Here is a 19394-nt window from a genome sequence, read left to right as displayed (position 1 = left end):
ATGTTCGAAATTCTGTCTAAAAAACACTGCTTGTCTTAACTGAGTACAAGAGTGAGTTAACCTACGATTCAATCAGGAATACCTACATGTATATGAGCACTGACGAGATCCGCCGTGCGTTTCTTGCTTTTTTTGAAAGCAAAGGACACCAAATTGTTGAGAGTTCTTCTCTAGTTCCAGCAAATGACCCAACTCTTTTATTTACCAACGCAGGTATGAACCAATTTAAGGATTGTTTCCTAGGTTCAGAAAAACGTAACTATACTCGTGCAACAACGGCTCAACGTTGTGTTCGTGCTGGTGGTAAGCATAACGATTTAGAAAACGTAGGCTTTACTGCTCGTCACCATACTTTCTTTGAAATGCTAGGTAACTTCAGCTTTGGTGATTACTTCAAGCAAGATGCAATCAAGTATGCTTGGGAATTTCTAACAGAGCGTCTAGAACTGCCAGCTGACCGTTTATTAGTCACTATTTATGAAACTGATGACGAAGCTTTCGAAATCTGGAATAAAGAAATGGGTATTCCAGCAGATCGTATCGTACGCATAGGTGACAATAAAGGTGCACCTTACGCATCAGATAACTTCTGGCAGATGGGTGATACTGGTCCTTGTGGTCCTTGTACTGAGATTTTCTACGATCACGGTGAGCACATTTGGGGTGGCCGTCCAGGTTCTCCTGAAGAAGATGGCGACCGTTTCATTGAAATTTGGAACAACGTATTTATGCAATTCAACCGTCAAGCAGACGGTACAATGGAACTGCTTCCTAAGCCATCAGTAGATACAGGTATGGGGATTGAGCGCATTGCTGCAATCATGCAAGGCGTTCACTCAAACTACGAAATCGATATCTTCCAAACACTTATTAAAGAAACAGCAAAAGTGATTGGTTACGATGATCTTTCAAACCAATCTTTACGTGTTGTTGCTGATCACATCCGTTCTTGTTCTTACTTAATTGTTGATGGTGTTATGCCATCAAACGAAGGTCGTGGTTACGTATTGCGTCGTATTATTCGTCGTGCGGTACGTCACGGTAACAAGTTAGGAGCTAAAGGTTCTTACTTCTATAAATTAGTTGGTCCATTGGCTGAGATCATGGGAACCGCTGGAGAGGAACTAAAAAAACAGCAAGCGCTAGTTGAAAAAGTTCTTAAGATTGAAGAAGAAAACTTCGGTCGCACGTTAGAGCGTGGAATGGTAATTCTAAACGAAGCATTAGATAACCTTGAAGGCACAGTTCTTGACGGTGAAACTGTATTTAAACTTTATGATACTTACGGTTTTCCTGCTGATTTAACTAATGACGTTGCTCGTGAGCGTGAATTAACTATCGATGAAGATGGTTTTGAAAAAGCGATGGAAGAACAACGTCAACGTGCTCGTGAAGCTGGCCAATTTGGAACTGATTATAACGCAATCATTAAGGTTGAATCTGAAACAGTATTCCACGGTTATGACTCTACTGAAGCTAAAGCAACAGTATTAGAAATTTTCCGTGAAGGTGAAGCCGTTGAAACTCTTTCTGCTGGTGATGACGCGATTCTAATTTTAGATGTTACGCCATTCTATGCTGAGTCAGGCGGTCAATCTGGTGATGCGGGTATTATTACTGTTGAAGCAGGTAAGTTTGTTGTTACTGACACTCAAAAGGTAGGTAACGCGATTGGTCATCACGGTAAGTTAGTTGAAGGTGTATTATCAACGGCTGATAGTGCAATGGCTCAAGTTGATGAAGAGCGTCGTACTGCTATTACTTTAAATCACTCAGCAACCCACTTATTACACGCAGCCCTTCGTGAAGTACTTGGTGAGCACGTAACTCAAAAAGGCTCATTAGTTAAAGCGGAAGGTTTACGTTTTGACTTCTCTAATCTTGAAGGCGTAAAAGCTGAAGAATTACGTAAAGTTGAGCGTATTGTTAACCAACAAGTACGTTTAAACCATGAGATTGAAACAAACCTAATGGACATTGATGCTGCTAAAGAAAAAGGCGCAATGGCTTTATTTGGTGAGAAATACGACGATGAAGTTCGTGTTCTTTCTATGGGTGAGTTCTCAACTGAATTGTGTGGTGGTATTCACGCATCAAGCACTGGTGATATTGGTTTATTTAAAATTACGTCAGAAAGTGGCATTGCCGCTGGTATCCGCCGTATTGAAGCAGTTACTGGTGAAGCAGCATTAGATGCGATTGAAGCACAACAAAAATCAGCAGATAAAAAGCTGAATGAAGCTGCATCAAAAGCAAAACAACTTGAGAAAGAGATCCAACAGCTTAAAGATAAGCTAGCGTCTCAAGAAGGTGCAAGTCTGATCAATCAAGTTCAAGATATTGCAGGAACAAAAGTACTTATTGCTCAACTAGATGGTGTAGAGAGTAAAGCGCTTCGTGGCATGGTAGATGAGCTTAAAAATCAAATCGGCAGCTGCGTTATCATGTTAGGTAATGTGAATGACGGTAAAGTAGGTTTAATTGCTGGCGTAACTAAAGATCTTATTGGCCAAGTGAAAGCGGGCGAATTAGTGAATATGGTTGCACAACAAGTTGGTGGTAAAGGCGGCGGTCGTCCTGATATGGCTCAAGCTGGCGGTACTGATGCGAATGCATTACCTGCAGCACTAGCTTCTGTTGAAGCTTGGCTAACTGAGCGTCTGTAATAGGTCGTATCGGTGGCATTAATCGTGCAAAAGTATGGTGGTACATCAGTTGGATCCGTTGAGCGGATCCAATCTGTTTCTGAACGCATCATTTCAACCCAGCAGCAAGGACATGATGTTGTTGTTGCTGTTTCTGCTATGGCGGGTGAAACCAATCGTTTAATGAATTTGGCAAATCAAATGAGCGAGGTTCCAGAACCACGTGAATTAGATATGTTGCTTTCTGCTGGCGAGCAAGTTTCTATCGCGTTATTAGCCCTATCTTTAAATCAAAAGGGCATTAAAGCTATTTCTTTAACGGCTGATCAGGCTGGAATCTACACTAACAATAGATTTAATGATGCAACTATTGAGCATATTGAAACCGATTTAATAACTCAGTGGGTAGATAAAGGTTATATTGTTATTGTTGCTGGTTTTCAGGGGCGAGATAAGAATGGCAACATTACGACATTAGGAAGAGGCGGCTCAGATACCACGGCGGTTGCTTTAGCTGCTGCATTAAATGCAGATGAGTGCCAAATATTTACTGATGTTGATGGTGTGTATTCTTCAGATCCTCGATTTGTACCTAATACACGTCGTTTAAAAGAAATCTCTTTTTCAGATATGCATTTATTAGCAAAGTCTGGAGCCAAAGTATTACAAGAACATTCTGTCGCTCACGCCTGGAATTCATCGGTTACCTTACGTGTATTATCATCATTTGACGATGGTGAAGGGACTCTGATTTGTGAACAACCAGTAGAGGGTAAAGGGGTAATCGGTTTAGCGCTTAAGCAGGATTTACTCCTAATTGAGTGTAATGGCTTTTTAGAAGAAGAGTTGACTGAATTACGTAAACAGTACAGGGTTTTAATTGAAAGATGTGATTGTTTTCAAATTGTTGTGCCAAAAGCAGCTTTTTTACAATTGAAACTGGCATTTGGTACAAAAATACGCAATATTAGTAGCTTATCAATTCTGACGTTAGTCGGAGATAAGGTTGAAGGGATGGCAGACTCTGCTTGCAATCAACTAATGGTTAATTGTGTTGATATTTATCAGCATAGTATAGAGCCTAAAAGTTTTTCGGTTATCGTGAATCAAGCTGATTTAGAACGAGCGGCCGATATTTTACATAAAACGTTTGTTATTACAGAGCAATCACAAGATAATAACCTTATGATCGCTGTTTCTTGAGCAAAGACGTTTATGAAAATAAGCGATAACGGACAAAACATACATTTATTATAAAACTGAGATAACTCAAGGAGCATTCGAATGCTAATTTTGACTCGCCGTGTAGGTGAAACTCTTATGATTGGTGACGAAGTAACAGTTACTGTACTAGGCGTTAAAGGTAACCAAGTACGTATTGGTGTTAATGCACCTAAAGAAGTATCTGTACACCGTGAAGAAATTTATATGCGCATTCAAGCGGAAAAAGGTACACCTGCAGCATCGCAAGGTAACTTTTAATTTCGTATGAATAGGGTCAACAGTGTTGACCTTGTTTGTTTTTATTTAGCATTGATGAGTAAAAACAAACAAAACAAAAGGCACAAACTAGGGATAACGTTTTATTTTTGTTCACTTTGGTCGTTTCATAGGCTGTTAAACAAAAAACGTTATTTTTTACTAAGAAAGTCATTGACATATTTTTGGTAAGCCGTAATATGTGCCTCCTCAAGACGGTGAGGTGGCCGAGAGGCTGAAGGCGCTCCCCTGCTAAGGGAGTATGCGGTTTATAGCCGCATCGAGGGTTCGAATCCCTCCTTCACCGCCATTATTGATTCATGTTGATCTTTATGGTCAGCAAGAATAAAAAAGAATTATTGTGCGCTAGTAGCTCAGCTGGATAGAGTACCTGGCTACGAACCAGGCGGTCGGAGGTTCGAATCCTCCCTGGCGCACCATTCTTTCATTGGTAAGTGATTATCAATAATATAGTTATTTAGTAGGTAACTATAAGCAAATTTACACGGTGAGGTGGCCGAGAGGCTGAAGGCGCTCCCCTGCTAAGGGAGTATGCGGTTTATAGCCGCATCGAGGGTTCGAATCCCTCCTTCACCGCCATTATTGATTCATGTTGATCTTTATGGTCAGCAAGAATAAAAAAGAATTATTGTGCGCTAGTAGCTCAGCTGGATAGAGTACCTGGCTACGAACCAGGCGGTCGGAGGTTCGAATCCTCCCTGGCGCACCATTATTTCTTTTTGTAACTGTCTATCGATTACGATATTTAGTTGCAAAAACAATCAGAATTAACTGTGCGCTAGTAGCTCAGCTGGATAGAGTACCTGGCTACGAACCAGGCGGTCGGAGGTTCGAATCCTCCCTGGCGCACCATTATTTCTTTTTGTAACTGTTTATCGGTTACGGTATTTAGTTGCAAAGACAATCAGAATTAACTGTGCGCTAGTAGCTCAGCTGGATAGAGTACCTGGCTACGAACCAGGCGGTCGGAGGTTCGAATCCTCCCTGGCGCACCATTATTTCTTTTTGTAACTGTTTATTGGTTACAATATTTAGTTACAAAGACAATTAGAATTACTGTGCGCTAGTAGCTCAGCTGGATAGAGTACCTGGCTACGAACCAGGCGGTCGGAGGTTCGAATCCTCCCTGGCGCACCATTCTTTTAAAAGAACCCGATCTTAATGATCGGGTTTTTTTATGTCTGAAGGAAATCAAGTTAAGCAATTGATGGCTTTATTAAATATATTGATTTAAAGGTTATTGTTAGGTAATTTGATTGTAATCAGTTTAAGTTTTGGGAAATGGTGGCAGTGTATGGATATATCTTGTCATTTTATTCTTTTTGGAACTTATTTAGATTGTTTCTGATTTGACAATTTCGTTGAGGTCGAGATAATCACTTACTCTTTTTAGAATAAAAGAGCACATTTAACATTGTCACTATCATCAAAAAGGAATAAAAGATGACAGACATTGGAAGTCTACTATTGGAAGCGGCAACCTTAATGCTTACAGGCATGGGGGTTGTATTTATATTCCTTACTATTCTAGTTTATCTAGTTCAACTCATGTCTAAGCTGTTGCCTGTGGAGCTAGCGCCTAAACAGGTACTCGCTGTCCAGAAAAATTCAGATCCCGATCAAACAACAGTGCAGCCTCAAGTGATTGCTGCAATTTCTGCTGCGGTTAAGTTACACCGTCAAAAGCATAAATAATCTGTTTTAGGAAAATTATTACAAGGAGTTTGTAAGTATGTCTAAACCACTTTCTATCACTGATGTGGTACTTCGTGACGCCCATCAATCACTCTTCGCAACGCGTATGCGTGTTGAAGATATGCTGCCTATTGCTGAGCAGCTCGATAAAATTGGCTATTGGTCATTAGAAACCTGGGGTGGAGCAACATTTGATGCTTGTATTCGTTACTTAGGTGAAGATCCGTGGGAGCGTTTACGCTTATTAAAAGCAGCAATGCCAAATACGCCAATGCAAATGCTATTACGTGGTCAAAACCTATTGGGTTATCGCCACTATGCCGATGATGTGGTAGAAAAGTTTGTTGAGCGGGCTCATAGTAATGGTATGGATGTATTCCGTATTTTTGATGCAATGAATGATGTGAGAAACTTTCAAACAGCCGTTAAAGCGACAATTGATGTCGGTGCTCATGCACAAGGCACACTTTCTTACACGACCAGCCCTGTACATAATTCAGATACTTGGGTCGATCTTGCAAAACGTCTTGAAGATCTTGGGTGTCATTCTCTTTGTATTAAAGACATGTCTGGTTTACTTAAACCTTATGAAGCAGAAGAATTAATTACACGAATTAAAGCGTCATGTGATGTGCCATTGGCATTACATAGCCATGCAACAACCGGTTTGTCAGCAGCAACAGCAGTAAAAGCCGTTGAAGCGGGTATTGATATCCTCGATACGGCAATTTCGTCAATGAGCCAGACTTACGGGCATACACCAACGGAAACGGTTGTGGCTATGTTAGAAGGCACTGAGCGAGATACGAATTTAAAACTCGATCAACTAGAACCGATAGCTTCTTACTTCCGAGAAGTACGTAAAAAGTACGCCAAGTTTGAAGGGCAACTAAAAGGAGTCGATTCTCGTATCCTTATTGCACAAGTGCCTGGTGGAATGCTAACGAATATGGAAAGCCAACTTAAAGAGCAGGGTGCTGCTGATAAGATGGATGAAGTTTTATTAGAGATCCCGAAAGTGCGTAAAGATCTTGGCTACATTCCTTTAGTGACACCAACATCACAAATTGTAGGCACTCAAGCCGTGATAAATGTGCTTACGGGTGAGCGCTATAAGAGCATTACAAAAGAAACAGCAGGGGTTCTTAAAGGTGAATATGGCTCAGCTCCTGCTGCTGTCGATGCTGAACTGCAAGCTCGTGTATTAGACGGTGCTGAAGCTATTACTTGTCGCCCAGCGGATCTATTGAAATCGGAACTTCATATACTAACAGATGAATTGCTAGCGAAAGCAAAAGAAGAGAATATCGAACTTGCAGAGCAACAAGTTGATGATGTTCTTACTTATGCTTTATTCCCTCAAGTTGGGCTTAAATTCTTAAATAACCGCAACAATCCAGATGCTTTTGAACCAGCTCCAGGTTCAGAAAAAGAAGGAATGGAAGAGGGAGTGAAAGTAACGCCGGCAAAAGGTAAAGTTGAAGCATATAGCGTTAAAGTTGATGGTCAAATTTACAATGTTGAAGTTGGCCCTCAAGGTGTTATTTCTTCGGTAGCTCCGGTATCCGCTCAACCAATTCCAGTTCAATCACCTCAGTTGTCAGCAGTGGATGCTGAATCAGTAGATGCCCCATTAGCTGGAAATATTTTTAAAGTGCTCGTTCAGCCTGGAACAGAAGTTGCGGAAGGTGAGGTTTTACTCATTCTTGAAGCCATGAAAATGGAAACTGAGATCAAAGCGTCACGTAATGGTACAGTGCAGGATATTTTAACTAAGGAAGGCGATGCGGTAGCTGTTGGCACACCGTTGCTTTCTCTAGCGTAAGGTAAGTTAAACATGGATGGTTTATTAATATTATGGAATGAAACCTCAATCGCTAATTTTAAGTTTGAACAACTTATTATGATTTTAGTGGGTTGCGGTCTTTTATTCTTAGCGATTAAAAAAGGATTTGAGCCATTACTACTGCTACCAATTGGTTTTGGTGCAATATTGGCAAACATCCCAAACGCAGGCTTTACAGAGCCAGGTGGTTTACTTTACTACGTCTATTACGTTGGGATTGAAACCGGAATCTTCCCACTCTTGATCTTTATGGGGGTAGGGGCAATGACCGATTTTGGAGCGTTAATAGCGAATCCCAAAACGTTATGGCTTGGTGCGGCGGCGCAAGTGGGTATTTTTGCTACGTTATTTGGTGCAATCTTACTTAACTTTGTGCCGGGCATGGAGTTTACATTAGCTGATGCTTCATCAATTGCTATTATTGGTGGTGCTGATGGCCCAACAGCTATCTTCTTAGCAAGTAAATTATCTCCTGATTTATTGGGTGCTGTTGCTGTTGCTGCATACAGCTATATGGCATTAGTTCCAATCATTCAGCCGCCGATCATGAAGGCACTAACAACACCAGAAGAGCGTCAAATTAAGATGGCTCAACTGCGTCATGTTGGTAAGGCGGAGAAGATCATTTTCCCTCTTGCAGTTTTATTGATGACGATTCTATTTTTACCATCAGCAACGCCGTTAGTTGGCATGTTCTGTTTAGGTAATTTGATGAAAGAATCAGGTGTGGTTGATCGTTTATCGAATACTGCTCAAAATGAATTGATCAATGTCGTGACTATTTTCTTAGGGCTAGGAGTTGGATCAAAACTAGAAGCTGAAACATTTTTGAATGTTGAAACCTTAGGCATTCTACTGCTAGGCGCGGTTGCCTTTAGTGTAGGCACTGCTGGTGGTTTAATTATGGCTAAGATCTTAAACAAATATTCGAAAGAAGATATTAACCCATTAATTGGTGCTGCTGGGGTATCTGCAGTACCAATGGCTGCTCGTGTTGTGAATAAAGTAGGACTGGAGGCAAACCCTCAAAACTTCTTATTAATGCATGCAATGGGACCTAATGTTGCTGGTGTACTCGGCTCTGCGGTTGCTGCTGGTATCTTATTAGCACTTGTTGGTTAATATTGAGTAAAACTTAACAATAAAAGGGTGCAGTAGCACCCTTTTTTATTTTATGCTTATTAACTATATTTACTGGGTTATCGGGATTTCTTCACCATGTTCGATTGGTTTAATGCGGATTCTGCATTATGGGTATTATTTAGCTCTGGATTTTTAAGTGCCACATTATTACCAGGAGCCTCTGAGGCGAGTTTAATTGCAACATTAAAATTAGACAGTTTTTCTATGTGGACAGTTATTGCTATAGCAACATTGGGAAATACGCTCGGAGGCATAACAAATTATTGGCTTGGTTTGTTACTCCCTGATAAAACTTCTTCACAAAAAAATGGTCATAAAGCCATTCAATGGATAAAAAAATACGGCTATTGGACGTTATTGTTCAGTTGGTTACCTGTTATTGGTGATCCCCTTTGTTTAGCTGCCGGATGGTTAAGAATGAAGTTCTGGCCATGTGTGATTTTAATAGGGATTGGCAAGGCTGCTCGATACGTTCTTCTATCGTTTGCAGTAAATGGAATATTATAGGATTTAAGATGAAAAAATTATTAGGCCTCTCGATTATTTTAGCACTCTCAGGATGCAGTAACTCTGAGTTTGAAGCCCCAAAAACATCAGACCTACCAGAAGGTGTTACTTTGGTTGAGCAAGTGCTACCAAAAGAAGGCACTACAGTAATTCCTTATCAGAAATACACATTAGAAAACGGGCTAACTGTCATTCTTAGCCCTGATCATTCAGATCCTCTCGTACATGTTGATGTGACTTATCATGTAGGCTCAGCACGAGAAGAGATCGGTAAATCAGGATTTGCACACTTCTTTGAGCACATGATGTTCCAAGGCTCTGAAAATATTGGTGATCAACAACACTTTAAAATTATCACAGAAGCGGGTGGTACGCTGAATGGCACCACGAATCGTGACAGAACTAATTACTTTGAAACCGTGCCTGCTAATCAATTAGAAAAAATGCTCTGGCTAGAATCAGATCGTATGGGATTCTTGATTGACGCTGTTTCTCAAAAGAAATTTGAGATCCAACGTAGTACGGTGAAAAATGAACGTGGACAGAACTATGATAACCGTCCATACGGACTGATTTATGAACGTATGGGAGAAGCTTTATTTCCACAAGGCCATCCTTATTCATGGCAGACAATTGGCTATGTTGAAGATTTAGATCGTGTTGATGTTAACGACTTAAAGGCATTCTTTTTACGTTGGTATGGCCCTAACAATGCCGTTATTACTATCGGTGGTGATTTAGATAGCAAGCAAACATTAGAATGGGTAAGTAAATACTTTGGTTCAATCCCTCGTGGTCCTGAAGTTCAAAATGCCCCTAAACAACCAGTAACGCTAACAGAAAACCGTTACATCACACTAGAAGATCGCATTCAGCAACCAATGGTTATGATTGGTTGGCCAACGACGTATCGTGGTGAAGCTACAGAAGCCAGCTTGGATATGTTAGCGACTTTACTTGGTAATGGTAAAACAAGCTTACTTTATCAAGAGTTAGTGAAGACAGGTAAAGTCGTTGATGCTGGCGCTTTTCATGATTGTGCAGAGTTATCATGTACCCTGTATGTGTACGCGATGACAGACTCTGGTGACAATAACAGTTTAGCCACAGCTTATACTGAAGTGATGGATGTGCTTGAAAAATTTGATAAAGAGGGCGTATCAAAAGAAGATCTTGCTGAAGTTCAAGGCAGTGCCGAAGCTGGAGCGATATTTGGATTGCAATCGGTATCAGGAAAAGTATCTCAACTTGCTTCAAATGAGACATTCTATGGTCAACCTAACCAACTTGAAAAACAGTTAACGGAACTAAAAGCAGTAACGCCAGAGAAAGTATCCCAAGCCTTTGATAATTATATTGCTGATAAATATAAGGTGACGTTAAGTGTTGTACCAAAAGGAAAAACACAACTTCAAGTTAAAGAACCAAACTTTATTACGCCAAAAAGAGAGCTACCTGAGTATCAAAAAATTGGTGAGGATGATTTAGAAGTACGTAAAGCAGTAGATGATTTTGATCGCACTATTATGCCTCAACCATCAAAAGCTGTGACGGCAAAAACACCGGATATTTATCGTGCGAAATTACAGAACGATATTGAAATATTAGGCACTGAAGCTATTGAGACACCAACGATTCAATTACAGATAGCAATACCTGCTGGAAATCGCTATGTGGTAAGAGGCAAGGAAGGGTTAGCTGAGTTAACCGCTGCCATGATGGAAGAAGGAACCATCGAGCGTTCCGCTGAAGATATTCAAAAAGAATTGGATAAATTAGGCAGCTCAGTCTCTTTTAATACTGGCAGTTATACGACAACCATTTCAATAGCATCACTGACTAAAAATATTGATCAAACATTAGCCATAGTAAATGACATGTTATTTGCTCCAGCCTTCAAAGAGGCTGATTTTGAGCGATTGAAAAAGCAAGCAATGGAAGGGCTTGTTTACGATCATCAAAAACCATCATGGTTAGCTTCTCAGGCGACTCGCGAAATCTTGTTTGGCGGGACTATTTTTGAACGCTCTCCAGATGGCACGCTAGACTCAGTTAAGGGTTTAACCATTGAAGATGTAAAACAGTTCTATAAAAATAATTACACCCCAGTTGGGACTCAAGTCGTTTCTGTTGGTGATATAACTAAATCAGATCTTGTATCAAAACTTTCTTTTTTAGCAAATTGGCAAGGTAAGGCGCCTCAACTATTAGCGCCACAAAAATTACCTAAATTAGGCAAACAAAAGATTTATGTTATCGATAAACCGAACGCGCCTCAAAGTGTGATTCGCTTTGTCCGCCAAGGTATGCCATATGATGCGACAGGGGAGTTATATCAGACACAATTAGCAAACTTTAACTTAGGTGGTAATTTTAACAGTCGAATTAATCAGAACCTTCGTGAAGATAAAGGGTATACCTACGGTGCTGGTGGCTATTTAATGGGAAATAAAGAAATTGGAATGTCGATTTTTTATGCCCAAGTTCGAGCTGATGTAACGCTAGAATCGATCAAAGAATTCATTACTGAAATGAAAAAATTTGAAACGGATGGCATGACAATGGATGAGTTGAACTTTATGCGCTTAGCTGTTGGCCAACAAGATGCACTGAAGTATGAAACCCCAAGTCAAAAAGCAAATTTACTTGGTAAAATTCTCACCTATTCTTTGGATGAAGATTTCATTGATGAACAGAATGAGTTAATAGCGACATTAGGGCGTAATGAACTGAATGCATTAGCTACAAAATGGTTTGATCCAACGGAATATCAAATTATTGTGGTTGGTGATGAAAAGTCATTAATGCCAAAACTGAAAACATTAGGTTTACCAATAGAGTTACTAACACCTAATAAGTAATGATTGTTAGAAAGACGGCAATATATAAAAAATATCGCCGTTTTTTTTCGTATCCAAGTCTCATTAAAATTTGTTAGTATCTCAGGATATAAATCAACATTATGATGTTGAACTTACCTCAATAGCGAGATTGTATTTTGACCGAATTTATCAACCGATTACAGAAAGTCGCTTCCAATCCTAAGGCCTTTAAGAAAGCGGGTCGAGGAATTGAAAGAGAGACCCTACGATTTACTTTAGGCGCTTCACTTTCGTCGAAGCCACATCCTGTAGGTGTCGGTTCAGCATTAACGCATAAATACATAACCACTGATTTTGCAGAGTCTTTACTAGAGTTTATTACACCTGTATCGAATGACGTAGATACGGTAATCCAACAACTTGAAGATGTGCACCATTATACGGTTTCACATATGGGTGAAGAAAAGCTTTGGCCACTATCTATGCCATGTTTTGTTACTCATGACGACGATATTACGCTTGCGCAGTATGGCTCATCAAATGTAGGGCAGCTTAAAACGACATACCGTGAAGGACTAAAACGCCGATATGGTAGTGTGATGCAGGTGATCTCGGGCGTGCATTTTAACTTTTCATTTTCAACAGAGTTTTGGGATGAATTGTTTGGTAAGCAATCTGAAAATGAAAGAAAAGAGTCAGTATCAGATGCTTACTTTGGTTTGATCCGTAACTATTATCGTTTTGGCTGGTTAATTCCGTATTTCTTTGGTGCGTCTCCAGCACTGTGTAGTTCATTTATTCAAGGCCGTGAAACGGCAATGGAGTTTGAAACATTAGGGAATACGCTTTATCTTCCTTATGCAACGTCTTTACGATTAAGTGATCTTGGTTATACCAATGATTCACAAAGTGATTTGAAAATCAGTTTAAACAGCGTCAGTGAGTACGTTGATGGTTTAAATAAAGCAATACGGACACCATCAGAAGAATTTGCAAAAATTGGTTTAAAAGAAGGTGATAAGCACGTTCAATTAAATGCAAATGTACTGCAAATCGAAAATGAGCTGTATGCCCCAATCCGCCCTAAGCGTGTTGCTAAAAATGGCGAAAGGCCATCAGAAGCACTAGAAAGAGATGGCGTAGAATACATAGAAGTTCGCTCATTAGATGTAAACCCATTCAGCTCTGTAGGGGTTGATAAAGACCAAGTCCGTTTCTTAGACTTATTTTTAACATGGGCAGTGTTGACTGATTCAGCCCCAATGAATGACAGTGAAATGGCATGTTGGAAAGATAATTGGAATAAGATCATTGAAAAAGGTCGTAAACCAGGCTTAGAACTGAAGATTGGTTGCCAAGGTGAACGATTAACTCAAAAAGCATGGGCTGAGCGAGTATTTGATGATTTACTGGTTATCGCTAAAAAAATGGACGCTGCAAATGGAGATGATGAATACCAACAAACTCACCAACGTTTAATAGCAATGATTGAAGATCCAGAGTTAACCATCTCAGGTCGTTTACTTGCAGAGACTAAAAAAGGTGGTGGTATTGGTAAAATAGGGTGTGACCTTGCGGTTCAACACCGCGAAACTCATCTTAATCATCAATATGGCTATTATACTAAAGAAGAGTTAGATGCTGAGGTTGAGCGTTCTATTCAAGCACAGAAAGATATTGAAGCGAAAGATACGCTCTCTTTTTCTGAATATTTAAGTAATTACTTTAGTTATTTAAAGTAATTATTAATAAGAAACTTATAGCACTGTTATTCTATGAATAGCGGTGCTTTTTTTTGAGTGAATTTATGAATTACAAATTAGTCATTGTTGCTGTTACTTTTTCAGTATTAACGGGATGTGCGACAACTCCCCCAACAAAACAAGACAACTTATGTGATATTTTTCGAGAGAAAAGTGGTTGGTATGATGATGCCAAAGACATGACTGAAGAATATGGAACCCCAATAAATGTAGCCATGGCTATTATGAAACAAGAAAGTAGCTTCAGAGCAACGGTAAGGCCACCAAGAACTCAATTACTAGGGTTTATCCCATGGAGTCGTCCAAGTTCAGCTTATGGTTATGCACAAGCTCAAGACCCAGTATGGGGAGAGTATGAAGAAGCAACCGGTGGAGGATCTCGCAGTAGTTTTGATGACGCCATCATGTTTATAGGTTGGTATACTGATGGTACGCAAAAACAATTAGGGATCTCAAAGTGGGACCCGTATAACCAATATCTTGCTTATCATGAAGGTCGTGGTGGTTATAAGCGTAAAAGCTATCAAAGAAAACCACAATTGATTAAGATAGCTCGTAAGGTCGAATCTCAAGCAAAAACGTATGGCTGGCAATTAAAACAATGTAAAGCCGAACTTGAACGACAAAGTAGTTGGTGGTGGTAAGCCATCATTTCATAAATTAAAGGATTAGAATATGCCACTATTAGATAGTTTTACTGTAGATCATACTCGTATGGAAGCACCAGCGGTTCGTGTTGCAAAAACAATGCAAACCCCAAAAGGTGATACGATTACTGTGTTTGATTTACGCTTTACAGCACCAAACAAAGATATATTATCTGAAAAAGGCATTCATACTTTAGAGCATTTATACGCAGGCTTTATGCGTAATCATCTAAATGGTTCAGAGGTTGAAATTATAGATATTTCGCCAATGGGGTGTCGTACTGGTTTTTACATGAGCTTGATTGGTACGCCAGCAGAGCAAACCGTTGCTAATGCGTGGATTGCATCAATGGAAGATGTTTTAAAAGTAGAAGCACAAAATAAGATACCAGAACTTAATGAATACCAATGTGGTACTTACACTATGCATTCATTAGAAGAAGCAAAAGTGATTGCGAGCACTATTTTAGCATCAGGTATTCGAGTAAATAAAAACGATGAATTAGCATTACCAGATTCAATGTTGAAAGAGTTATCGGTTGATTAATTTTAAAATTAACAACTAAAAAGCCCGCATTAGTGTTATCTAATACGGGCTTTTTTTTATGTATTATTTGTCTTCAGGGCTTGGAAATACTTTCACTAAATTAATTTTATTTTCTTCTACTGCTACGATTTCCATATTGTGTTGGTCAATTTCAAGATTAATTTCAGCTTCAGGTATTTCTTCTAGGTGTTCAAGAATTAAGCCATTTAACGTTCTTGGTCCATCGGTAGGTAAATCCCACTTTAACCCTTTATTAATATCTCTGATATTGGCGCTGCCTTCTATCATAAAGCTACCATCGGGCTGAGGTGTAATTTCTTCAGCTAGGCTTGGTGCCATTGAGGTAGTGAACTCACCCACGATCTCTTCCAAAATATCTTCTAATGTGATTAGGCCTTGGATATCACCATATTCATCAACAATTAAGCCGATACGTTCTTTATTGCGTTGGAATTTTAATAATTGTGTATTTAATGGCGTTGCTTCTGGGATGAAATATATCTCATCAGCTGCTCGCAATAAGGTTTCCTTGGTAAATTCATTTTTCTCAAGCATTAATCGATAAGATTCTCGTAAGCGTAACATGCCAACGACTTCGTCGATTTGATCACGGTATAGGACAATACGGCCATGAGGAGAATGAGCCAATTGACGTGAGATAGATTTCCAATCATCATTAATATCAATCCCCGTAATCTCACTGCGCGGCACCATAATATCATTTACGGTTACGTGCTCTAAATCCAGAATGGAAATTAACATATCTTGGTGACGACGCGGGATTAACCCTCCAGCTTCATGCACAACAGTTCTAAGCTCCTCTGAACTCAGATTGTCTTTATCATTATGGTCAGCCCCAAGGCCTAACAGTTTAAGAAAACCATTGGTGATAATATTAACTAAAATAACGAGAGGAGAAAGTATCTTCATTAAAACATTTAATACGATACTGCTGCTGTAAGAGACTCGCTCAGGATACATTGCCGCAAGGGTTTTAGGTGTGACTTCAGCAAAAACAAGGATGATAAGAGTTAGCACACCAGTGGCAATAGCCACACCATAATCACCATAAAGGCGCATACCAAGAATTGTAGCGATTGCAGAAGCGAGGATATTAACAAGGTTATTACCGATAAGAATTAAGCCAATAAGGCGGTCAGGACGACTCAGTAACTTTTCAACGCGCTTTGCACCCTTGTGGCCTTGATTGGATAGGTGCTTTAGACGATAGCGGTTTAACGACATCATGCCCGTTTCAGAGCTTGAGAAGTAACCAGAGATAACAATAAGTATAGCTAATAAAGTAAATAGGGCGCCGGTTGATATGTCGTCCAAGTGTCTTGATCCTCGATTTTAAAGGGTAACTAAAGGTTATTTATCTAATCTGGTAATCAGTCTGTCAAGTTTGAATGCCAAAAGTGAGCGATTACTACAATTTAAGTTAAAACAACCTCTTGAACAAAACGACTGCCAAAGTAAGCCAGAGTCAGTAAAAATGCCCCAGATAAACTGAACCATAATACTTTTTGACCACGCCAACCTCGTTGATAATGACCCCAAGTTAATACAGCATAAATAACCCAAGCAATGAAGGAAAGGATTGCTTTATGAGCCTTACCTTGAGCGAACATATCTTGAATAAATGTGAAGCCTGTCATTAATGTAAGTGTCAGTAGTAATAAACCCACTAAAATAATCTTGAAAAGCTGACGTTCAACCATCATTAATGGTGGAAGGTTTGGATTTAACATTAATGACTTTTTACTTTTTAGTTTATGATCGAGCCAAGCAAGTTGTAAGGCATAAAGTGTTGCGATCATTAACGTTGAATAGGCAAACAGTGCTAAAGAAATATGAATTAATAAACTTGGATGAGACTCTAAGTGAGTAATAAAAGCCCCTGGTAAAAAAGTCGCTGCGATTAAGTTAATTGCAGAGAAACTATAAACGACGGGCAAAATAAACCACACTCTAAACTTGAGCATAGAAACACTCATTACTAGCGATATAATAAAGCTAATAAGAGAAGCCACATTAAGAATACTTAAATTTTGCCCAAAGCTATTTAGGATCAATTCTTTTAATTGCCAGGCGTGCAGAAGTAAAGCAAGTGAAGCACAAATCAGTACTACATTTGTTTGGATCTTATTTTGGCCAGCTAGGCCTGGGATCACAAACCCTAAAGCAAGAAAGTAAAAAAGTGCAGCACTGATTGCTGTAATCGTATCCATAATTCACTGATCATTTAGTTTATCAACATTTTGATTATACCCTTTAGAGGGCAATCTCGGTAGGTGTGATTCAGTTAGGATAAAAAATTTTCATTATAACGTCTCAGATTTAGGTATAATCGAGAAATGGTCGCAAAGTAGGCGCAGGAATATGTTTGATAATTTAACGGATAGACTATCCAAAACCCTGAAAAATATCAGTGGTAAAGGTCGATTAACAGAAGACAATATAAAAGAAACACTGCGTGAAGTGCGCATGGCTCTATTAGAGGCCGACGTAGCTTTACCTGTAGTTCGTGATTTTATTAAGCGTGTAAAAGAAGGCGCGGTTGGTGTTGAGGTTTCAAAAAGTTTAACACCAGGACAAGAGTTCATAAAGATTGTTCAATCTGAACTTGAAGCCGTGATGGGGGCATCAAATGAAGCCTTAAATTTAGCATGTCAGCCGCCAGCGGTTATTTTAATGGCGGGTTTACAAGGTGCAGGTAAAACAACCAGTACAGGTAAACTTGCTAAATTATTAAAAGAGCGTGATAAGAAAAAAGTACTTGTTGTTTCTGCCGATGTTTACCGTCCAGCGGCGATCAAACAGCTAGAAATGTTAGCAGGAGAGGTTGATGTTGACTTCTTCCCATCAAGTGCAGATCAAAAGCCAATTGATATCGTCGATGCTGCAATTGGGCATGCAAAATTGAAGTTTTTTGATGTTGTTATCGTGGATACAGCCGGTCGTTTAGCTGTTGATACTGAAATGATGGATGAAATCAAACAGCTTCATTCTCATGTGAATCCGATTGAAACCCTGTTTGTTGTTGATGCAATGACAGGTCAAGATGCGGCGAATACCGCTAAAGCCTTTGGTGATGCTTTACCATTAACCGGTGTTATTTTAACTAAAATAGATGGTGATGCTCGTGGTGGTGCCGCTTTATCTGTTCGTCATATCACAGGTAAGCCAGTTAAGTTTTTAGGTGTAGGTGAAAAAACCGATGCACTTGAAGCGTTCCACCCAGAACGAATTGCTTCTCGAATTTTGGGAATGGGCGATGTTCTTTCTTTAATTGAAGATCTTGAAAAGAACGTTGATAAAGAGAAAGCAGAGAAATTAGCTAAAAAATTCAAAGAGAAAAAAGGCTTTGATTTAGAAGATTTCCGCGAACAGCTTGGTCAAATGAAAAACATGGGCGGCATGATGGGAATGATGAATAAGCTCCCAGGCATGTCTCAGCTACCAAGTGATGTAAAAGATAAAGTTGATGACAAGATGTTCAATCAAATGGAAGCGATTATTAATTCCATGACAATGAAAGAACGTGAACGTCCAGAAATCATCAAAGGATCACGTAAAAAGCGTATTGCAGCAGGTTCTGGTGTTCAAGTGCAAGATGTGAACCGTATGCTAAAACAATTTACTCAAATGCAGAAAATGATGAAAAAAATGCAGAAGGGTGGAATGAAAGGCATGATGCGTAATATGCAAGGAATGATGGGTGGAATGGGCGGGATGGGTGGCCTTGGTCGCTAACGCTCATTAAACTGATGATATCCTAAAAGTTATATAATTAAGTGCGACAAGCTAATTTAGTGAAAAACATAACCTAGCGCACTTTTTTTTCCCAATTTTTTCATCAATTACAAAAATAATTGGTGAAAAAGTAACTAAATCCCTTGCATTGAAACTCTATAAGAGTAAAATTCCGGGGCTTTAATTTGGCACGAGGGCTCAAAAATTCATCTTTTTGGGCCAATTTAATTTTTATACAAAGCAAAAGAGGACGATATGGTTACCATTCGTTTGGCACGTCACGGCGCTAAGAAGCGTCCATTTTATCAAATCGTAGTAGCGGACAGCCGTTTTAAATCAACTGGTCGTTACATTGAGAAAGTAGGTTTCTTTAACCCTACAGCACAAGGTCAAGAAGAAGGTCTACGCCTAGATCTTGATCGTGTTGGTCACTGGGTTGAGCAAGGCGCTGGTCTTTCTGATCGTGTAGCTAAGCTAGTTAAAGACGCTAAAAAAGCGGCTTAATATTAGTTGGTTAAAGGTA

The 19394-nt window shown here is 39.5% G+C and carries 15 protein-coding genes and 7 tRNA genes; 20 read left to right on the top strand and 2 right to left on the bottom strand.

From position 1 onward, the window contains the following. The first annotated feature begins 86 nt into the window (after positions 1 to 86). The 18 genes from alaS (at position 87) to luxS (ending at position 15115) form a co-directional block, all read left to right on the top strand. Positions 87 to 2666: an alanine--tRNA ligase gene (gene alaS / locus PVK71_RS17055; protein WP_274420788.1), complete on the top strand. Its 2580-nt coding sequence runs from the start codon at positions 87 to 89 to the stop codon at positions 2664 to 2666. Positions 2667 to 2678: 12 nt separating this feature from the next. After that, a complete protein-coding gene (locus tag PVK71_RS17050; RefSeq protein WP_274420789.1) occupies positions 2679 to 3848 on the top strand; it encodes an aspartate kinase in 1170 nt (389 codons plus the stop codon). 81 nt (positions 3849 to 3929) lie between these two features. Continuing rightward, complete coding sequence (gene csrA, locus PVK71_RS17045) at positions 3930 to 4127, top strand: carbon storage regulator CsrA (RefSeq protein ID WP_005417777.1); 198 nt, start codon at positions 3930 to 3932, stop codon at positions 4125 to 4127. Between the two features lie 214 nt (positions 4128 to 4341). Then, a tRNA-Ser gene (locus PVK71_RS17040) sits at positions 4342 to 4434 on the top strand. 53 nt (positions 4435 to 4487) lie between these two features. Continuing rightward, positions 4488 to 4564 (top strand) — tRNA-Arg (locus tag PVK71_RS17035). 67 nt (positions 4565 to 4631) lie between these two features. Next, positions 4632 to 4724: transfer RNA gene (locus PVK71_RS17030), tRNA-Ser, on the top strand. 53 nt (positions 4725 to 4777) lie between these two features. Further along, positions 4778 to 4854 (top strand) — tRNA-Arg (locus PVK71_RS17025). A 66-nt stretch (positions 4855 to 4920) separates the two neighbouring features. Next, positions 4921 to 4997, top strand: a tRNA-Arg gene (locus PVK71_RS17020). Positions 4998 to 5063: 66 nt separating this feature from the next. After that, positions 5064 to 5140, top strand: a tRNA-Arg gene (locus PVK71_RS17015). A gap of 65 nt (positions 5141 to 5205) precedes the next feature. Further along, positions 5206 to 5282: transfer RNA gene (locus PVK71_RS17010), tRNA-Arg, on the top strand. Between the two features lie 306 nt (positions 5283 to 5588). Then, a complete protein-coding gene (locus PVK71_RS17005) occupies positions 5589 to 5840 on the top strand; it encodes an oxaloacetate decarboxylase subunit gamma (RefSeq protein WP_130044270.1) in 252 nt (83 codons plus the stop codon). A 37-nt stretch (positions 5841 to 5877) separates the two neighbouring features. After that, on the top strand, positions 5878 to 7665 hold the full coding sequence (gene oadA, locus PVK71_RS17000) for a sodium-extruding oxaloacetate decarboxylase subunit alpha (RefSeq protein WP_274420791.1): 1788 nt from the start codon (positions 5878 to 5880) through the stop codon (positions 7663 to 7665). 12 nt (positions 7666 to 7677) lie between these two features. Next, positions 7678 to 8808 (top strand): sodium ion-translocating decarboxylase subunit beta, encoded by a 1131-nt coding sequence (locus tag PVK71_RS16995; protein WP_274420792.1) that lies wholly within the window; start codon positions 7678 to 7680, stop codon positions 8806 to 8808. Between the two features lie 96 nt (positions 8809 to 8904). Further along, a complete protein-coding gene (locus tag PVK71_RS16990) occupies positions 8905 to 9336 on the top strand; it encodes a YqaA family protein (protein ID WP_274420793.1) in 432 nt (143 codons plus the stop codon). Positions 9337 to 9344: 8 nt separating this feature from the next. Then, positions 9345 to 12197, top strand: a complete 2853-nt coding sequence (locus PVK71_RS16985) for a M16 family metallopeptidase (protein WP_274420794.1) — start codon at positions 9345 to 9347, stop codon at positions 12195 to 12197. 137 nt (positions 12198 to 12334) lie between these two features. Next, positions 12335 to 13900, top strand: coding sequence for a glutamate--cysteine ligase (gene gshA, locus PVK71_RS16980; RefSeq protein WP_274420795.1), 1566 nt, complete (start codon positions 12335 to 12337; stop codon positions 13898 to 13900). A gap of 65 nt (positions 13901 to 13965) precedes the next feature. Next, positions 13966 to 14565, top strand: a complete 600-nt coding sequence (locus tag PVK71_RS16975) for a transglycosylase SLT domain-containing protein (RefSeq protein ID WP_274420796.1) — start codon at positions 13966 to 13968, stop codon at positions 14563 to 14565. Between the two features lie 31 nt (positions 14566 to 14596). After that, on the top strand, positions 14597 to 15115 hold the full coding sequence (gene luxS, locus PVK71_RS16970; RefSeq protein WP_274420797.1) for an S-ribosylhomocysteine lyase: 519 nt from the start codon (positions 14597 to 14599) through the stop codon (positions 15113 to 15115). Between the two features lie 63 nt (positions 15116 to 15178). On the opposite strand, the gene PVK71_RS16965 is transcribed toward luxS, so the two are convergent. Both PVK71_RS16965 and PVK71_RS16960 read right to left on the bottom strand, forming a co-directional pair. Further along, positions 15179 to 16450, bottom strand: coding sequence for an HlyC/CorC family transporter (locus tag PVK71_RS16965; protein WP_274420798.1), 1272 nt, complete (start codon positions 16448 to 16450; stop codon positions 15179 to 15181). A 101-nt stretch (positions 16451 to 16551) separates the two neighbouring features. Then, positions 16552 to 17346 (bottom strand): cytochrome C assembly family protein, encoded by a 795-nt coding sequence (locus tag PVK71_RS16960; RefSeq protein ID WP_130044254.1) that lies wholly within the window; start codon positions 17344 to 17346, stop codon positions 16552 to 16554. Positions 17347 to 17497: 151 nt separating this feature from the next. Between PVK71_RS16960 and ffh the strand changes: the two genes are divergently transcribed. Both ffh and rpsP read left to right on the top strand, forming a co-directional pair. After that, positions 17498 to 18871 (top strand): signal recognition particle protein, encoded by a 1374-nt coding sequence (gene ffh, locus PVK71_RS16955; protein WP_130044253.1) that lies wholly within the window; start codon positions 17498 to 17500, stop codon positions 18869 to 18871. Positions 18872 to 19126: 255 nt separating this feature from the next. Further along, positions 19127 to 19375 (top strand): 30S ribosomal protein S16, encoded by a 249-nt coding sequence (gene rpsP / locus PVK71_RS16950; RefSeq protein ID WP_130044252.1) that lies wholly within the window; start codon positions 19127 to 19129, stop codon positions 19373 to 19375. Positions 19376 to 19394 lie beyond the last annotated feature (19 nt).

The organism is Aliivibrio sp. S4MY1 (assembly GCF_028765545.1).
Taxonomy (GTDB): Bacteria; Pseudomonadota; Gammaproteobacteria; order Enterobacterales; family Vibrionaceae; genus Aliivibrio.
Note: the sequence above shows the minus strand (reverse complement) of the source record. Positions and strands in the feature narration are given on the sequence as shown.

Coding starts and splice junctions, on each gene's coding strand:
- csrA (WP_005417777.1), top strand. CDS start 3,930: ATGCTAATTTTGACTCGCCGTGTAGGTGAAACTCTTATGATTGGTGAC.
- PVK71_RS16985 (WP_274420794.1), top strand. CDS start 9,345: ATGAAAAAATTATTAGGCCTCTCGATTATTTTAGCACTCTCAGGATGC.
- luxS (WP_274420797.1), top strand. CDS start 14,597: ATGCCACTATTAGATAGTTTTACTGTAGATCATACTCGTATGGAAGCA.
- oadA (WP_274420791.1), top strand. CDS start 5,878: ATGTCTAAACCACTTTCTATCACTGATGTGGTACTTCGTGACGCCCAT.
- alaS (WP_274420788.1), top strand. CDS start 87: ATGTATATGAGCACTGACGAGATCCGCCGTGCGTTTCTTGCTTTTTTT.
- PVK71_RS16990 (WP_274420793.1), top strand. CDS start 8,905: ATGTTCGATTGGTTTAATGCGGATTCTGCATTATGGGTATTATTTAGC.
- PVK71_RS16995 (WP_274420792.1), top strand. CDS start 7,678: ATGGATGGTTTATTAATATTATGGAATGAAACCTCAATCGCTAATTTT.
- PVK71_RS16975 (WP_274420796.1), top strand. CDS start 13,966: ATGAATTACAAATTAGTCATTGTTGCTGTTACTTTTTCAGTATTAACG.
- PVK71_RS16960 (WP_130044254.1), bottom strand. CDS start 17,346: ATGGATACGATTACAGCAATCAGTGCTGCACTTTTTTACTTTCTTGCT.
- rpsP (WP_130044252.1), top strand. CDS start 19,127: ATGGTTACCATTCGTTTGGCACGTCACGGCGCTAAGAAGCGTCCATTT.
- ffh (WP_130044253.1), top strand. CDS start 17,498: ATGTTTGATAATTTAACGGATAGACTATCCAAAACCCTGAAAAATATC.
- PVK71_RS17005 (WP_130044270.1), top strand. CDS start 5,589: ATGACAGACATTGGAAGTCTACTATTGGAAGCGGCAACCTTAATGCTT.